Here is a 14,468-nt window from a genome sequence, read left to right as displayed (position 1 = left end):
TTTTTAGTATTTAAAACGATTCACATAGCTTTGTAATTCATCAGCCATATCGAGAAGTGCTTTTGCGGCTGTAGCCATTTCCTGCATCGAGGATAATGTTTGTTCGGTTGAAGCGGCAACTTCCTCTGACGCTGCTGCATTTAATTTAGCATGGTCTGTTAGCTCAATAGCAGTTGCAGAAACTTCTTCGACTACTGCTGACATCTCCTGAGCAGATGCAGATATATCCTCCATTTTTGGAGCAATATCGCGTAGACTCTTAATAATGCTTGCAAATTTTCTACTTGTATCTTCTGTTAGCTGTAAACCATCCTGGACATCCGCTGAAGCCTTAATCATTGTTTGAACAGATTTAGCCGTTTCTTGCTGAATGCCAGTAATGAGTGCAGCAATTTGCTCTGCTGATTGATGGGATTGCTCTGCTAACTTACGCACTTCATCGGCGACTACTGCAAAGCCTTTCCCATGCTCTCCAGCTCGCGCCGCCTCAATAGCAGCATTAAGGGCAAGCAGATTTGTTTGATCTGAAATAGCGCTAATAATTTCTAAAATAGAACCAATTTCTTTCGTTCGATCATAGAGAGATTTAATCATCGTATCCGATTGTGTCACAGATTCATGAATAGAAACCATTTGATTAACAGTTTGTTCTACTGCTTGACCACCTTCATCGGCCAATTTGATAGCATAGCTCGATAAATCTGAAACCTGCATAGAGCTATCAGCAACCTCGACGACTCCTTTTGCGATTTCCTCAATAGAAGCAGCATTTTGGTCAATACCTGTAGTTTGTTTTTCTGTACTGATAGCAACTTGTTGCATAGCTTCTGTAACTTGCTCTGAAGCAGCTATATTTTGTTCGGCATTCGCAGATAATCCTTGCGCAGAAGTCTGTACGTGTTGGGAGCTTTGATCAACGTTACGAATAAGTTTTTTTAAGTTAACCTTCATTGCGATAAAGGCTTCCCCAAGCTGTCCAATCTCGTCTTTAGAATGAATGTCGATAAACTCTGTTAAATCGCCCTCGCTAATTTTTATAGCGCTTTGTTTAAGTCGATTGATCGGATTAACGATCGATTTTATCATGAATAGCATAAAAATAATGCCAAAGATAATAGAAACAGCGATGATTATTAAGTTGATATTAAAGGTCGATGCAGCGGCACTTGCAGCCTCAGCCGTAAACATTGTACCCACAACTTTCCAGCCTGTTAGCTTATTTGTAACAAATTGTAGCTGACGATCTTTTTCTATAATGCTACCACTATCTTGTTCATAGATTTTAGTAATATAACTTTCTGTTGCTTCAGCACCACTTTCTTTATCTGGTTGGGCGATATAAATTTTATTGCTATCTAAAAGTGAAGCAAAGCCAGTTTCTCCAATGCGTATATCATTCGTGATGGTACTTAGTGTAGATATATTTAAATCTAACCCTATTACCCCAGAGCCATCTGGTAAAGCTTGAGTAATCGTAAGAACGATATCACCTGTAGTCTGTGTAATGTATGGAGCCGTAATAGAAATTTGGTTTTTGCTATCTAAAGCATGCTTATACCAAGGTCTCGTACGAGGGTCAAACCCACTAGGGTATTTTTGAGCAGGCTCATCCAGTAGTCTGCCATCAGAAGTTCCGATATAAATCAGTTCCACCTCTGGATGCATGTTCATGTATTCGTGGAAAAGAGATTTAAGTTCTGTATTTTTGCCTTCTTGTAAAAAAGATTGATTGAGCTTTTTTGAAAAATATTGAACGTCCTTCACTTTTGGCTCAATCGTGTTGGTAATATTCGTATTAAGCATGCGCACACTCTCGGTTGTGCTTGCTTGTTGTTCTTTCGAAATTTGCTTTCCAGCACTTTGGTAAGACACAATTCCAATTAACAGTGTTGGGATTAGAAGCATTGCTAAAAATGAAAAAATGAGCTTTTTCCTTAAACTTAGTTGTTTCACTTGAATTATCCTCACTATAATTTAGTATTTTATACTTTGTCTTATCACCGAAAATCGAGGAAATAACGCCTTCGTGACCAACCTCCTGCAGCTGCCGCTTCGCTTTCGCACAGACAAAACCCGGTCGGCTGACGTTTCGCTTTCGCGCAAAAAACATCTGTTATTGCCGCTACGTTAGCACTACGCTTTCGCACAAAAAACATTTATTACCCTAAGAGGCTCATCGGATAATCGACGCCCTATGTTATGGTGAAAAATATACACTTTACGGATTAAGGTAAATAATAGACAACTAGGCTTATTTTATCAAAAATAAAATAAAAGTTAAGTATTTTGTAATAACTGTTCATTAATTGTAGATATCAGAAACTAATATTTTGAAATTCCCCTAAAAACGATAACCATTAGATGACATATAAAGCTACATTTTGATGTATACTAATGCTCAAAAGAGGAGGGAATTGTTTCATGATTCGACAAATTGGACAGGTAATGTTATATGTAAATGATCAGGATACTGCCGTGAAGTTTTGGACAGAAAAAATTGGATTTGTAGTAGTTGCTGACCAGGAAGAGGGCGGAGTACGTTGGATTGAAATTGCTCCAACTAAAGAAGCTCAAACTACCTTTGTTCTTCACAGTAAAGAAATCATTGCAAAAATGCAGCCGGAATTAAATTTAGGGACACCTTCTATTATGTTTTATGCAGATCATATAGAAAATTTATATCAGGATTTTCAAGCAAAGGGCGTAAAAGTAGGAGATTTAGTAATGATGCCAATGGGTAGGGTTTTTAATTTTGCTGATCACGAAAATAATTATTTTGCATTGGTAGAAAAATAAATCTTATAGTTACATGGATGTCTTATCAGTAGAAAAAGTTAACGGGGAATCTGTCCGATTTCAATTGTTCTGTGCTGAAATCGGGCAGATTTTTTTCTATATAAGTGCGTTGAATTGCAATTTACTTTAAATCTTCTCCAAAAATCCCTACAGTTTGACGGTCAACTATAAATTCATGGCCATCCCATTTCAAAATATTTTCTACATAACCTAATCCATCGGCATGAAATCTGCCTGCGATAGCCTGATAAGCTAAAATCTCATATATTCCATCACGTTCATAGTCTACTGGATACAATCCGCTGATTGGATCTACCCATCCTTCAATAGGCTGCTTTAGTGTACCGTCTTGATTATAAATTTCCGCTAAATAATCTGTACCCTTGTATTGTAAATCGATGATATATTGCTTTTTGGGATTCATGCTACGAACGGCTACTTTGTATTGGTTTTGATAATTAACGGTGTACTTTAACTTATTATTAAATGATTCTGCATCAAAAATCGAGCGTATTTGGCCGTTTATTGAGGCAAATATTTCACCGTTGATAATACCTCCACTACCTCCTGTGTCAGAAATAGCTAAAATATCTTCTAAATGATTGCCGGTAAAGTCACCTAAAAATATAGTTGGGTTATAGCCAATGCCTTGTTTTAGTATTATTTTTTCGAATTGGTGCGATTGTCCGTAAAAAATAGCAAGCGTTAGGTTTTTCCACAAAGGGCTATCTGGAGTTTTAGTCCCCATCAAAAGAACAGTTTCAAGTAAGCCATCACCATTAATATCTCCAAATTTCGTCTGAATAACCTGAGGGGTCATAGGTGAAATAGCCATATTATTCAAAGATGGATTTATATTATTAGTCATACATGCACCTCTTTCTTTAGTTTTAGCATATGTTGTAAACATGGCTTGGTGAAAAAAGAAGACATGTTAGTAATGAATATAAAACTTATAAAAAAACTTATGATTAACCCATTGACATTTTTAATTGCGAAAAGTATGATATATGTCAACGAATCAGAAAATTCAGTACCAATCATCATCTCTCTACTAAAAAGTAGGTAGAGATTTTTTTACAACATTAATTCTTAGTAAATATATATGTTTTATACATTTTGGGAAGAAGGAGATTTTCTTGAAGGATTTATTTATTAAAACAAAGCAGCAGCAGTATTGGCTAGATCAGCTAGCATCTATTTCTGAGTCAATCAAGGCCGAGGCTAAAGAGGTAGATGAACAATCTCGGTTTCCATTCGAAGCACATAAACTACTTTTGCAAATTGGTTATCCAAAACTAACTTTACCGAAAGAATATGGCGGTGAAGGATTATCAGTCTATGATATGGTACTCGTTCAAGAAACGTTAGCAAGCTATGACGAGAATGCTTCACTCTCACTAGGATGGACATTGGGTGTTGTAGGCGAACTATATGAGAAAAAGCTATGGACAGACGATTTACTAAGTTCATTTGCTCAGGAAATAAAGAACGGTGCCATTATAAATAGGGCTGCGAGTGAAGCGGCAACTGGTAGTCCAACACGTGGAGGGCGACCAGGAACAAATGCTGTGACAAAAGAGGCAGGTTGGCTCTTAAATGGACGTAAAATCTTTACGACAGCCTCCCCGGTACTAGATTACTTCTTAACATCAGCGTGGATTGAGGAGAAAAATCAAATTGGTTACTTCCTTATTCATAAAGATGCCCAAGGGCTTTCAATTGAAGAAAACTGGGAAATGTCTGCAATGCGAGGCACAAGCAGTCATGACCTAGTTTTAAAAGATGTGATAGTCCCTTCAAATCATTTAGTAGAGTTACCGGGTCACCCAAGTGGTGGCAAGATAAATGGTTGGATTCTACATATACCAGCAACATACTTAGGGATTGCGCAGGCAGCTCGTGATTATGCACTGCATTTTGCCAATCATTATCAACCTAATAGTTTAAATGCTCCAATTAGTACATTACCAAATGTGCAGCAACTTCTAGGTGATATTGAATTGAAGCTATATCAAGCGCGCTTTGTACTGTATGGGGTTGCCGAAGCTTATGATGACCCAGCTAGACGTGAGCTTTTGGCAAATGAAATGGCAGTTGCTAAGCATACGGTAACAAATTTGGCGATTGAAATCGTCGATAAGGCAATGCGTGTAGTAGGAGCTAAAAGCCTACAATTAACAAATCCATTACAGCGCTACTATCGAAATGTTCGTGCAGGACTTCATAATCCACCGATGGATGATATGACAATTATTAAATTGGCAAAGGCAGCAATTGAACAACAAAAATCGACTGAATAAGGGGAAATGATATATGTTTAAACAAAAGAAAAAGATTTTTCAACTGGCAGCAATCGGGTTGGCTTCACTTGCTATTTTAGCAGGCTGTAATTCAGGTGAAGCTTCAGATAAAGGCTCAGAAGATGGCGTGAAAGTACGTACAGTGAAGGTTGCATTTGATCAGGCGTCTAAGCCTATTAGTTATATTGATGATAACGGAAACCCAACAGGCTACGATGTGGAAGTTATGAAGCTAGTGGATGAGATGCTACCTGAATATAAGTTTGAATTTGTAGGGACAACTAGTGATGATTTACTTATTGGTGTTGAGCAAGGGAAATATCAAGTAGGAATAAAAAATGCCTTCTTTACGCAAGAACGTACAGAAAAGTTTATTTTCCCTAAAGAATTTTTAGGCTTAAGTAGTGCGGGTTTAGTATTACGTAAAGAAGATGAAGGTATAAAAACATTAGCTGACTTTGCGAAAAAAGGTTATTCATTAGCACCAATTGCTGCGAATAATGCTCAATACACAATTATTGATGAATATAATAAAGCCAATCCAGACAATCAAGTGAAATTACAGGCTGGAGATGCATTTACTGTCGATGTTGTGCAATGGGTAAATGAAAAACGTGTCGATGGTGGTGTGATGATTGAAGGTCCGTTTAAACAACAAGTTTTAGCAGAAAATGGCCCATATCATAATTTAAAGGATGACGTAGTTTACAACGAATTTGCCGTTATTAAAACATGGCCGTTGTTCAATAAAAAGGAACAAGAATTTGCAGATGCTTACGATAAAGCTATAGCAAAAATTAAAGAGCAAAAGAAAACAAATGAATTAAGCACTAAGTTTTACGGTCGAGATTTATTTGAAGTGTTAGAAACTGTGAAGCGCTAATAGGCGGTAGCTGATCAAAGGAGATGCCTCTTTGAAAAGAAAGTGTTAGCAGCTACTACCAAATAAAAGGCTGTTGAGTCAGTATACTCAGCAGTCTTTATTAATAAAAAGAGAATTATTGTATCAGGTGTGTTGATTAGGGAAAAATGTTTGTTAATTATTGGGTGAAAAAGGGATTTTTTTGTTGATAATTTGCCTTATATATGAGCATATTTAGCTGATTGTAGTGAAGGGCTACTTGACTCCCGCTCGCCCGCAGGAAAGCAAGTAGCCCGTAACGGAAATCAGCGCCTTCTACTTAATTTTAGTAATTAAAAATAGCTAATCAACACACCTCTTATTGTACATTTATATAAAAGTTGGTGAGGAAATGGAAAAGTATTTTGATGCATCATACATTTGGAACTCAATTCCTGTATTATTGCCGTTTTTAAAAGTTACCTTCTTAATTGCAGGGTCTTCCATTGTACTAGGCACAATATTTGGCTTACTATTAGCGGCTGCCAAGTTAAGTTCAATAAAATTACTGCAAAAATTGGCGAATTTATATACTACGATTATGCGCTGTACACCATCTATCGTCTTATTATTCCTCGTATATTATGGTGTTCCAGCGTTAGCGGAAAACTTCGGCATAAATCTCCATTCAATCGATACAGCCATTTTTGTAGTCGTGACATTCACTTTACAATTTGCAGCGATTATGTCAGAGGTTATTCGTTCTGCCTATTTAGCCATAAATAAAGGGCAATTTGAAGCGGCTGTTAGTGTGGGATTGACGCCATTTCAAGCCTATCGACGTATTGTTTTCCCACAGGCACTCGTGATCGCTTTACCGAACTTTGGGAATGGAATGATTGCGTTATTACAAGAAGGGGCGCTCGCTTATACAATCGGCTTAATTGATATTGTAGGAAAGGCAAATTTAATTATCGCAAGTAATATTAATGCACATGCATTAGAAATATATATTGCTTTAGCGATTGTTTATTGGGTGCTGTCGATTATTATTGAAAAATTCTTCGCTATGTTAGAAAAGTTCTTTGGTAAGGGGAAAAAGACATTAGAAACAACGTAAGGAGGCGTAACCATGAATTATCAATTTTTAGTTGAAACATTTTTTGTTGCATTATCAGGTGTACCTATCGCACTCCTTGTGACAATTGTTGCTATGCTTGTTGCTCTACCACTTGGCTTTCTACTAGCACTAACACGGGTCAATAAAATCCCGGTGATCCATCATATAGCAAAAATTTATGTCTCCTTTGTCCGAGGTACACCTATAATCATTCAAATCTTTATTATTTATAGTAGTATCCCGTTACTACTTAAAATGATTTTTGAAAAATATAATATTGCCTATGATATTTATAAAATCAATCCGATTTGGTATGCATTTATCGTCTTCGCATTTAGTACAACGGCAATTTTAATAGAGGTATTTCGTTCTGCTTTAAGTACGATTGAAAAAGGTCAGCTAGAGGCTGCTCATGCAGTAGGCTTATCAACATTTCAAGCTTATCGCCGTATTATTATTCCACAGGCTTTAGTAGTAGCTATGCCTAATATTTGTACGGCTACAGTCAATCTCATTAAAGCGACGTCTTTAGGCTATGCAATGTCCTTACCTGAAATTACATTAAAGGCTAAGGTAGCTGCAAATGTTGGCTACAATTACGTAGAAGCATATATTGATATTTTCATTGTGTACTTAATTTTATGTAGTACGGTTGAATACATTTTTAAACGATATGAAAAACATTTAAGTAAATTCAAAGTGGCAAAAGCCTAAGGGGTGAACGAGTATGTTAGAAATTAAAAATATCCATAAATCATTTGGTGACAATGAAATTTTAAAGGGTGTCGATTTAGCTATTGATAAAGGTGATGTTGTTGTTATTTTAGGTCCCAGCGGCTCAGGAAAAACAACATTATTACGTTGCATTAACTTTTTAGAGAAAGCTGACCAAGGACATGCGACATTTGGTGATATCCAAGTAGATTTTCAAAATGTGAAGAAGAAGGACGTACATTCCATTCGTCAACGTGTAGCCTTTGTATTTCAAAACTATAATCTTTTCACGAATAAAACAGCGCTAGAAAATGTGACAGAAGGGCTTATTATAGGACGTAAAATTCCAAAGGCAGAAGCGATTGAAATTGGCAAAAAGGCGCTTGATAAAGTAGGCTTATCAGAAAAATATGATTCCTATCCAAGTCAATTGTCTGGAGGTCAGCAGCAGCGAGTTGGTATTGCGCGAGCAGTAGCGTTAAATCCTGATATTATTTTATTTGATGAACCGACTTCTGCGCTTGATCCTGAACTAGTAGGAGAGGTCCTTCAGGTTATGAAGAACATTGCAGCAGAAGGAACAACGATGCTTGTTGTCACACATGAAATGGGCTTTGCAAAAGACGTAGCAAACCGTGTGATTTTTATGGACGGTGGTGTCGTTGTAGAGGAAGGAAGCCCTCATGATATATTTGTTAATCCGAAAGAGGAGCGCACGAAGAAATTCTTAAAACGTGTTATTCCAGAGGATTATACGTACTACATTTAAAGATGATAAAAGAAGAGAATCTGCAAGCCTTCCATGGAAGCTTGCGGATTCTCTTTTTTGAAATTAAAGCTTTAAAAAATGTGTTAACTCATTAATTGAGTAGATATGCAATTCGTGCATAGCTCGTGTACAAGCTGTATAGAAATAATTACGTTCTGTTTCTCTAGAATAATTAGCTGCGGAAGCATTGTATAGCAAGACAGCGTCAAATTCAATTCCTTTTGCCATATAAGCTGGTAACAGTAAAATACCTTTTTTAAATTGTGTTGTATGATGGGTAATGAGTTGAATATCTACTTGGTCTTTCATTTTATCAAAAACCTTCGTACACTCTTGCTCTGTTTTACAGATGACTGCAATCGTTTCGAAATTTTGGGACAAGTTGTTAATCTTTTCGACAAGCTGTTCAATTAAATCTATTTCATTCGGAACAATCGTAATAGTTGGTTCTGGACCAGTTCTATTAAAGGCTTCTACTTTGGCGTCCTCATGTAAAATCTTCGAAGTAAGGTGGATAATTTGTTTTGTTGAGCGATAACTTTTCGTTAATATCATTTTTTCTACTTGTTCACCATACAATTGTGGTGTCAGCAGTGAAGGGTTTTTAAATGTATGAGGATGGATAGTTTGATGTCCATCACCCAATATAGTCATACGTGCACGTGGGAATAATTGTTGTAATACAAATAGCTGAAATGGAGAATAGTCTTGTGCTTCATCGATTAAAACATGACGAATCATCGTATTTGTTCGTTGACCTTCTATTTTGTCCTGTAAGTATAAAAATGGAGCAGCATCTTCATACGAAATAATGCGCTTTGCTAAGTTAGGGAGTGTATGTTGACAGATTTCTTCCCATTGGTCGGGTAAAAAGTTCTGTAAGTGCTGATGAATAGTGTTGTTCATTTCAAACAATTGACGATAAATGCCTAACATATGAACGAACTTTAATTGTTTCACAGATTGACGAAGTGGCTTGAACTGCTTTTTGACAATTTGGATAGCTATTTTCTTACGCTCTTGCTCAAAATCATCAAAAGTGTTTTCTGAAAAACGACCTTCCTGTAAAAGCTCGCTATAGGTTTTTGTATACTCTTCAATGTCTAAAAGTTCACTAGCTTCTTCCACCCATTCTTTCGCTCGTTCTGCTTTTTCAATTTTCGATAATTGTTGTAATAACCATTCTTTTACCAACTGCAGTCGATTTGGGATAGGAATTGTGGAATTGAACGAATAAAAGTATTCAGCAATTTCTTGAGCTGTAATAATTCTTTCTCCGCGGAAAACAATATTTTTAAACAACAAACCTTCATGTGCAAGGTGCTCCATATATTTGTCCATCAATTCTCGATATTGGAGGCTAGCTTTAAAAGAAATAATCGTAAGCTTCGTTTGGTAGAGCGAGTCATCTTTCTCTGTTAAAAGTGACTCCAATTGTTCATAAGGATATTCCAATTGGAACTGTCGACCTAAACGTTTTGTTGCATATTCAGAGAAGGTTAATTGCTGCATATTATCTTCACCTAAATCCGGTAAAACGGTATGAACATATTGATTAAATAGCTGATTAGGTGTAATCAATAAAATTTGATCTGCGGTAATTTGGTCTCGATAATGATACAACAAATAAGCAACACGTTGGAGAGCAACAGCCGTTTTTCCACTACCCGCGACACCCTCTACTATTAGATAAGGCGTGTGGACATGTCGAATAATTTTATTTTGCTCTGCTTGAATCGTTGCTACGATGCTACGGATATGTTCGTTCGCATTTTGAGCGAGTATATCAAGTAATAAATCATCACCGATCGTTAAACCTGTATTAAACATCGATTGTAATTGGCCATTTTTAATGATAAATTGCCGTTTTAAAAGCATCTCACCTTGGATTTCTTCAGTCGCCGTTTCATAAGTAGCTGGGCCAGGCGTGAAATCATAATACATACTTGATATCGGGGCTCGCCAATCATAAATTAATATGTTTTCGTTCTCTTCATCCATTAAGGTTGCTACACCGATATAAATCTTTAAAGGTTCGTTATGGCCATCCTGTAAAAAATCAATGCGAGCAAAATAGGGTGATTGCTGTAAACGGTCGTAAATTTTTACATCCTTGATGACACGTTGCTGAGCATGCTGGGAATCAGATAAGAGCTCTGCCTGTTGTTTGATAGCATAAAAGGTTTCGTCTATATCCTCAGGCGTATCTAAATTCACTCTAACGTCATCCCAAAAGGTTTTCTTTAATGTTAAAACATTGTCTTTAACAGCCTTTTCTTTTTGTAGTAACTCCTCTTTTTTGTGACCAACTGTGTTTAAACAAAGAACAAGATACTGTTTTTCTTCTGTCCATTCATATTGCTTTTCCAATGTTACTCACATTCCTTTCAATATGGATTTAGAATCGGGAAATTTATCATACAGCTAGTTCAGAAAGAAGTATAGTCTAGTAATTTTGGCAAATTTATGATATAATAAAGTTATAAGAGAAAATCAATTTTTTAATAAAAATGGCGGTTCCACAAAAGTTGGAACGGCCGTTTTTTTGCAGCCTGATTTCTGATTTCTCCCCTCTTAAGCATGTGACTTTTTTTATCATAATGTGAGGTTGATTTCCTGACTAGGCGCTTTGGCTAACAGATGTTTTTTGCGCGAAAGCGTAGCAACAGCATGATGTTGGTCACAAAGGCGTTCTCCTATTTGCTTGCTCTAAGGTCTCATCTGTAACGCTGATCCCCAAGGAGTCGCCCAACTTCCGATCCAATCCAATCCAATCAACTTATATTCATGGTATACGTTTTAACAAATGTCATACCTAACTTACATCATTTTAACCCTCGAACCTCAAAAAAATAATCTCAGTACTTTAAAACTAAGCTGATGGTTAATTTTTGATAAATAAGAAGAATGGGGGTTAATCGTTAACTAAAGAATATATTTTTATAAATGATATAGACACTTGAAAGGGGATGAAGAAATGAAGGTGATTTTTACGGTTCGGTTACCCGGAAGTGATACGAGTGCGTTTGTTAAGGGGTTAACAAAAAGCGAAAATGCGTTTATTCTTTCAAGTGATGCCATTCGTCAAGAATTATTTGGTGACGCTACAAGGTAGAAATCGCGAATGATATTCTGTGGTTTGTGTGAGTGTTTGAATGTGGCCAAAAGTCAATTTGTTATTGTTGGTGCGACAAATATCGAACGGAAACGCAGGGTATTTGCGCTAGGTAAATTGTCTAGTGGTGTGGAAGTTGCATGTTATTATTTTGATATACTATATGTATTGTGTGTATCAAAAAATCAACAAAGAAAGAGAAAGTTCCGATAGTGATAATGGAAAAAATGAGAGGAAATTTAGAGTTTCCGATATTGGGGGAGGGGTTTGAAGAGGTTCATATTGTACATGAAGCGAGCTTGTATGAAATCTCAAAAGGGCAATTTATTTCACTAATCCAGAGCCGACCCACATATGAGGAGCTTTTTATAAATATATGAATGAAAACAGTCCATTATGCATCTGAACTGGGGATTGAAACGGTAGCTGTATTATATCGAAGCATTTTCGATGAAGAAAAAATAAAGAAGATGTTTACAGGGAAATCACTTCTAGGGGATGAGTAGGAAGGGGATGTTATTAGAAATGCGGCCGCCTTCCATTATGATGAGTTTCGATATAATCTAGGGAAATTTGTGAGACAGAATCATGTTCGAACAAGCGAACGTAGGTTAAATGAAGAAGTAAATTGAAATAAGCTTTATTTGAAAAGATTGAATCTACTATAAAACAAAAGGACTGAGAACAATGTAATTCTTTAACATGAAATTAATAATATATAATAAATATGAGGAAGTATGCAATGGCAGCGAGTCCCTTTGCTGAATAGGGACTTACAGGTTCGATTCCTGTCAACCTCACTAAATGAAAAGGCATAATAGAATTTATTCCCTCTAAGTAGACAATGTAAAAAGGATACTTAGGGGGTTTTTCTATGAACAGGAGCTTCGTGGGAAGTATTACATTTTTAAAAAAATAATTTAGTATAGCTTATCTTTTAGACGTTTTCCTCAAAAACTAAACGCACTCCCGTTTCTCACTTTTATTATTTAATTTTTTTAGATCGGAATGGAGAATAGCAAAATCGTACTATACGTCATGGAAAACATGATATAAGATAAAATATAGCAATTATTATAAATAGGAGGTAAAAATGGTGAGAAGTGGTTATTCGTCGATAATTAGTATTTTAGCATGCTGTTTTTTACTTCTGCTACCGTATACAGCAAGTGCCCATCCAGGCAGAACTGATAGCAATGGAGGACATACCTGTCGAACTAACTGCGCAAAATGGGGATTAAAAAATGGAGAGTATCATTATCATAATGGCGGTAGTGCATCCAACGGTAGTAGTGGTGCATCCAGTGGTAGCAGTAGTACATCAAAGCCTGCCCCAACAAAATCTGTAACCTCAACGCCAGAGCCAAAAGTGGATGAGGATCAAGTGAAGGCGGAAAGCTATTACACAACAGCAACGGATTTATATAATAGTGGAGATTATAAGAAAGCTATTACTGAACTTGAAAAGATTTATGCATTGAATAAAAGTAGTAGTAAGACAGATAGCCTTATTCAAAATTCTATGAATGCTATTTATCAGTTGGCTGAATCTAAGAGTAATACAGGGGATTATTCAATAGCTAAAGATTATGCGATTTATATAAAAGAAAATCGACATGCTGGCGACGAGATTAAGCTAAAGGCTAATGGTTTATTAAAACAAATAGAAGAGAACGAGAAAATCAATGAATTGCTTAATAAAGCAACAAATGCTAGAGATGAAAAAGATTACGAAAAAACTTTCGGCTTTATCCAAGAGGCTCAGAACATAAAAGATTTAGATAAAATTAAATCTTTTTATAATGAAACGGTAGAGTCTTTAACGAGTGATGCAGAAGAAGCATTTCACCAAAAGCAGTATGGGGATGCTAAAAAGCTTTATAAATTATTGGTCAAAAAAACAGAAACGCCAACATTAATCTCACAATATCAAAAGAAAATTCAGCGAATACAAGGCGAACAATTACTACAAAAAAGTTTTGATATTAAGACAACGGATTTTGAAGGGACGTCTCTTTTTAATCATTTAATGGAAGATGAAAACAACTCACCTTATGATGAAAATATTGTAAATATATTAAAAGACTCCTTACATGAGGGTACAGATAATGCTAGGAAATTTATATTTAATGTTAACATTGAAGAATTGTTAAAAGGGGGAAAGAAAGATGCTGCATAAATCAGAATTAAAACTTAGAACCCCGATTTTTAAAACAGCTTGGTTTATGTGGTTTTGGTTAATTATTTTTCCTCCTTTGGGTGTATTTCTTATGTGGAAACAGGGACGGCTTACTAAAATGAAACGTACTATAGCTACCGTAATAGCCGGTGTCTACTTTGTCTCTCCGATGATAATTGGAATGGCAACAACGCTGCCTCTTTATAATAATCAAGAAGAATTTATAGAGGTATTCAATAAAGAAGTAAAAAAACTGGACTTCTCATATTCTCTTGAAAATATAAAAAAAGAAGAAGAAACAATTACTTCGAAGTTGGGTAAGGATATTACTTTAATTGAAAATATTGATGAAAAAGGCGCAGTACATGAGTTGGTTATGGTAGGGCAAGGCGAAGGAATGGATATCATACTTTCTATGGGATTGTTAATTGGTATGACAAACCTCGACTTAAACCAAAACGAGATAGGCGCTGTTTTGAAGGATTTACGTTTATTTGACGAAAGTTATGAATATCAAAAGAATGAAACAACTGTAGAGAAAAATACGATTCGATATAATTTAAAATATGATCAAGCTGCTGGTGTAATATTTAGTGTTTCAAAAGTGAATTAATATATATAACTAATGAAT

12 protein-coding genes are annotated in these 14,468 nt (G+C 36.0%); 9 read left to right on the top strand and 3 right to left on the bottom strand.

The genetic code is table 11. The features are described from left to right. Positions 1-3: 3 nt before the first annotated feature. A complete protein-coding gene (locus tag ABH968_RS10320) occupies positions 4-1,953 on the bottom strand; it encodes a methyl-accepting chemotaxis protein (protein ID WP_370043941.1) in 1,950 nt (649 codons plus the stop codon). Between the two features lie 468 nt (positions 1,954-2,421). On the opposite strand from ABH968_RS10320, the gene ABH968_RS10315 reads away from it, so the two are divergent. Next, entirely contained in the window at positions 2,422-2,796 is a 375-nt protein-coding gene (locus tag ABH968_RS10315; RefSeq protein ID WP_370043940.1) for a VOC family protein, read from the top strand. 121 nt (positions 2,797-2,917) lie between these two features. Here the strand turns inward: ABH968_RS10315 and ABH968_RS10310 are convergent, their stop codons facing one another. Next, positions 2,918-3,664: a hypothetical protein gene (locus ABH968_RS10310; protein WP_370043939.1), complete on the bottom strand. Its 747-nt coding sequence runs from the start codon at positions 3,662-3,664 to the stop codon at positions 2,918-2,920. A gap of 271 nt (positions 3,665-3,935) precedes the next feature. Here ABH968_RS10310 and ABH968_RS10305 point away from each other — a divergent pair, with 271 nt between their 5' ends. From ABH968_RS10305 to ABH968_RS10285, 5 genes are all read left to right on the top strand, one after another. Beyond that, positions 3,936-5,099: an acyl-CoA dehydrogenase family protein gene (locus ABH968_RS10305; RefSeq protein ID WP_370043938.1), complete on the top strand. Its 1,164-nt coding sequence runs from the start codon at positions 3,936-3,938 to the stop codon at positions 5,097-5,099. 13 nt (positions 5,100-5,112) lie between these two features. After that, positions 5,113-5,982 (top strand): transporter substrate-binding domain-containing protein, encoded by an 870-nt coding sequence (locus tag ABH968_RS10300; protein WP_370043937.1) that lies wholly within the window; start codon positions 5,113-5,115, stop codon positions 5,980-5,982. Positions 5,983-6,352: 370 nt separating this feature from the next. Continuing rightward, on the top strand, positions 6,353-7,060 hold the full coding sequence (locus ABH968_RS10295) for an amino acid ABC transporter permease (protein ID WP_370043936.1): 708 nt from the start codon (positions 6,353-6,355) through the stop codon (positions 7,058-7,060). Between the two features lie 12 nt (positions 7,061-7,072). Next, positions 7,073-7,774 (top strand): amino acid ABC transporter permease, encoded by a 702-nt coding sequence (locus tag ABH968_RS10290; RefSeq protein ID WP_370043935.1) that lies wholly within the window; start codon positions 7,073-7,075, stop codon positions 7,772-7,774. A gap of 13 nt (positions 7,775-7,787) precedes the next feature. Beyond that, positions 7,788-8,543: an amino acid ABC transporter ATP-binding protein gene (locus ABH968_RS10285; RefSeq protein WP_370043934.1), complete on the top strand. Its 756-nt coding sequence runs from the start codon at positions 7,788-7,790 to the stop codon at positions 8,541-8,543. Positions 8,544-8,606: 63 nt separating this feature from the next. Here the strand turns inward: ABH968_RS10285 and helD are convergent, their stop codons facing one another. Next, the gene (helD, locus tag ABH968_RS10280; RefSeq protein ID WP_370043933.1) at positions 8,607-10,913 is read right to left on the bottom strand and encodes an RNA polymerase recycling motor HelD; all 2,307 of its coding nucleotides are present in this window, start codon (positions 10,911-10,913) and stop codon (positions 8,607-8,609) included. A 607-nt stretch (positions 10,914-11,520) separates the two neighbouring features. Here helD and ABH968_RS10275 point away from each other — a divergent pair. The 3 genes from ABH968_RS10275 (at position 11,521) to ABH968_RS10265 (ending at position 14,450) form a co-directional block, all read left to right on the top strand. Continuing rightward, positions 11,521-11,658, top strand: a complete 138-nt coding sequence (locus tag ABH968_RS10275; protein ID WP_370043932.1) for a hypothetical protein — start codon at positions 11,521-11,523, stop codon at positions 11,656-11,658. Between the two features lie 1,093 nt (positions 11,659-12,751). Further along, the gene (locus ABH968_RS10270) at positions 12,752-13,837 is read left to right on the top strand and encodes a YHYH domain-containing protein (protein WP_370043931.1); all 1,086 of its coding nucleotides are present in this window, start codon (positions 12,752-12,754) and stop codon (positions 13,835-13,837) included. Further along, positions 13,827-14,450, top strand: coding sequence for a hypothetical protein (locus ABH968_RS10265; protein ID WP_370043930.1), 624 nt, complete (start codon positions 13,827-13,829; stop codon positions 14,448-14,450). The genes ABH968_RS10270 and ABH968_RS10265 overlap by 11 nt, the downstream gene beginning before the upstream one ends. Positions 14,451-14,468 lie beyond the last annotated feature (18 nt).

Origin of the sequence: Lysinibacillus sp. RC79 (assembly GCF_041262405.1) — a bacterium.
GTDB lineage: Bacteria > Bacillota > Bacilli > Bacillales_A > Planococcaceae > Lysinibacillus.
This window is presented reverse-complemented; position numbering and strand designations above follow the sequence as displayed.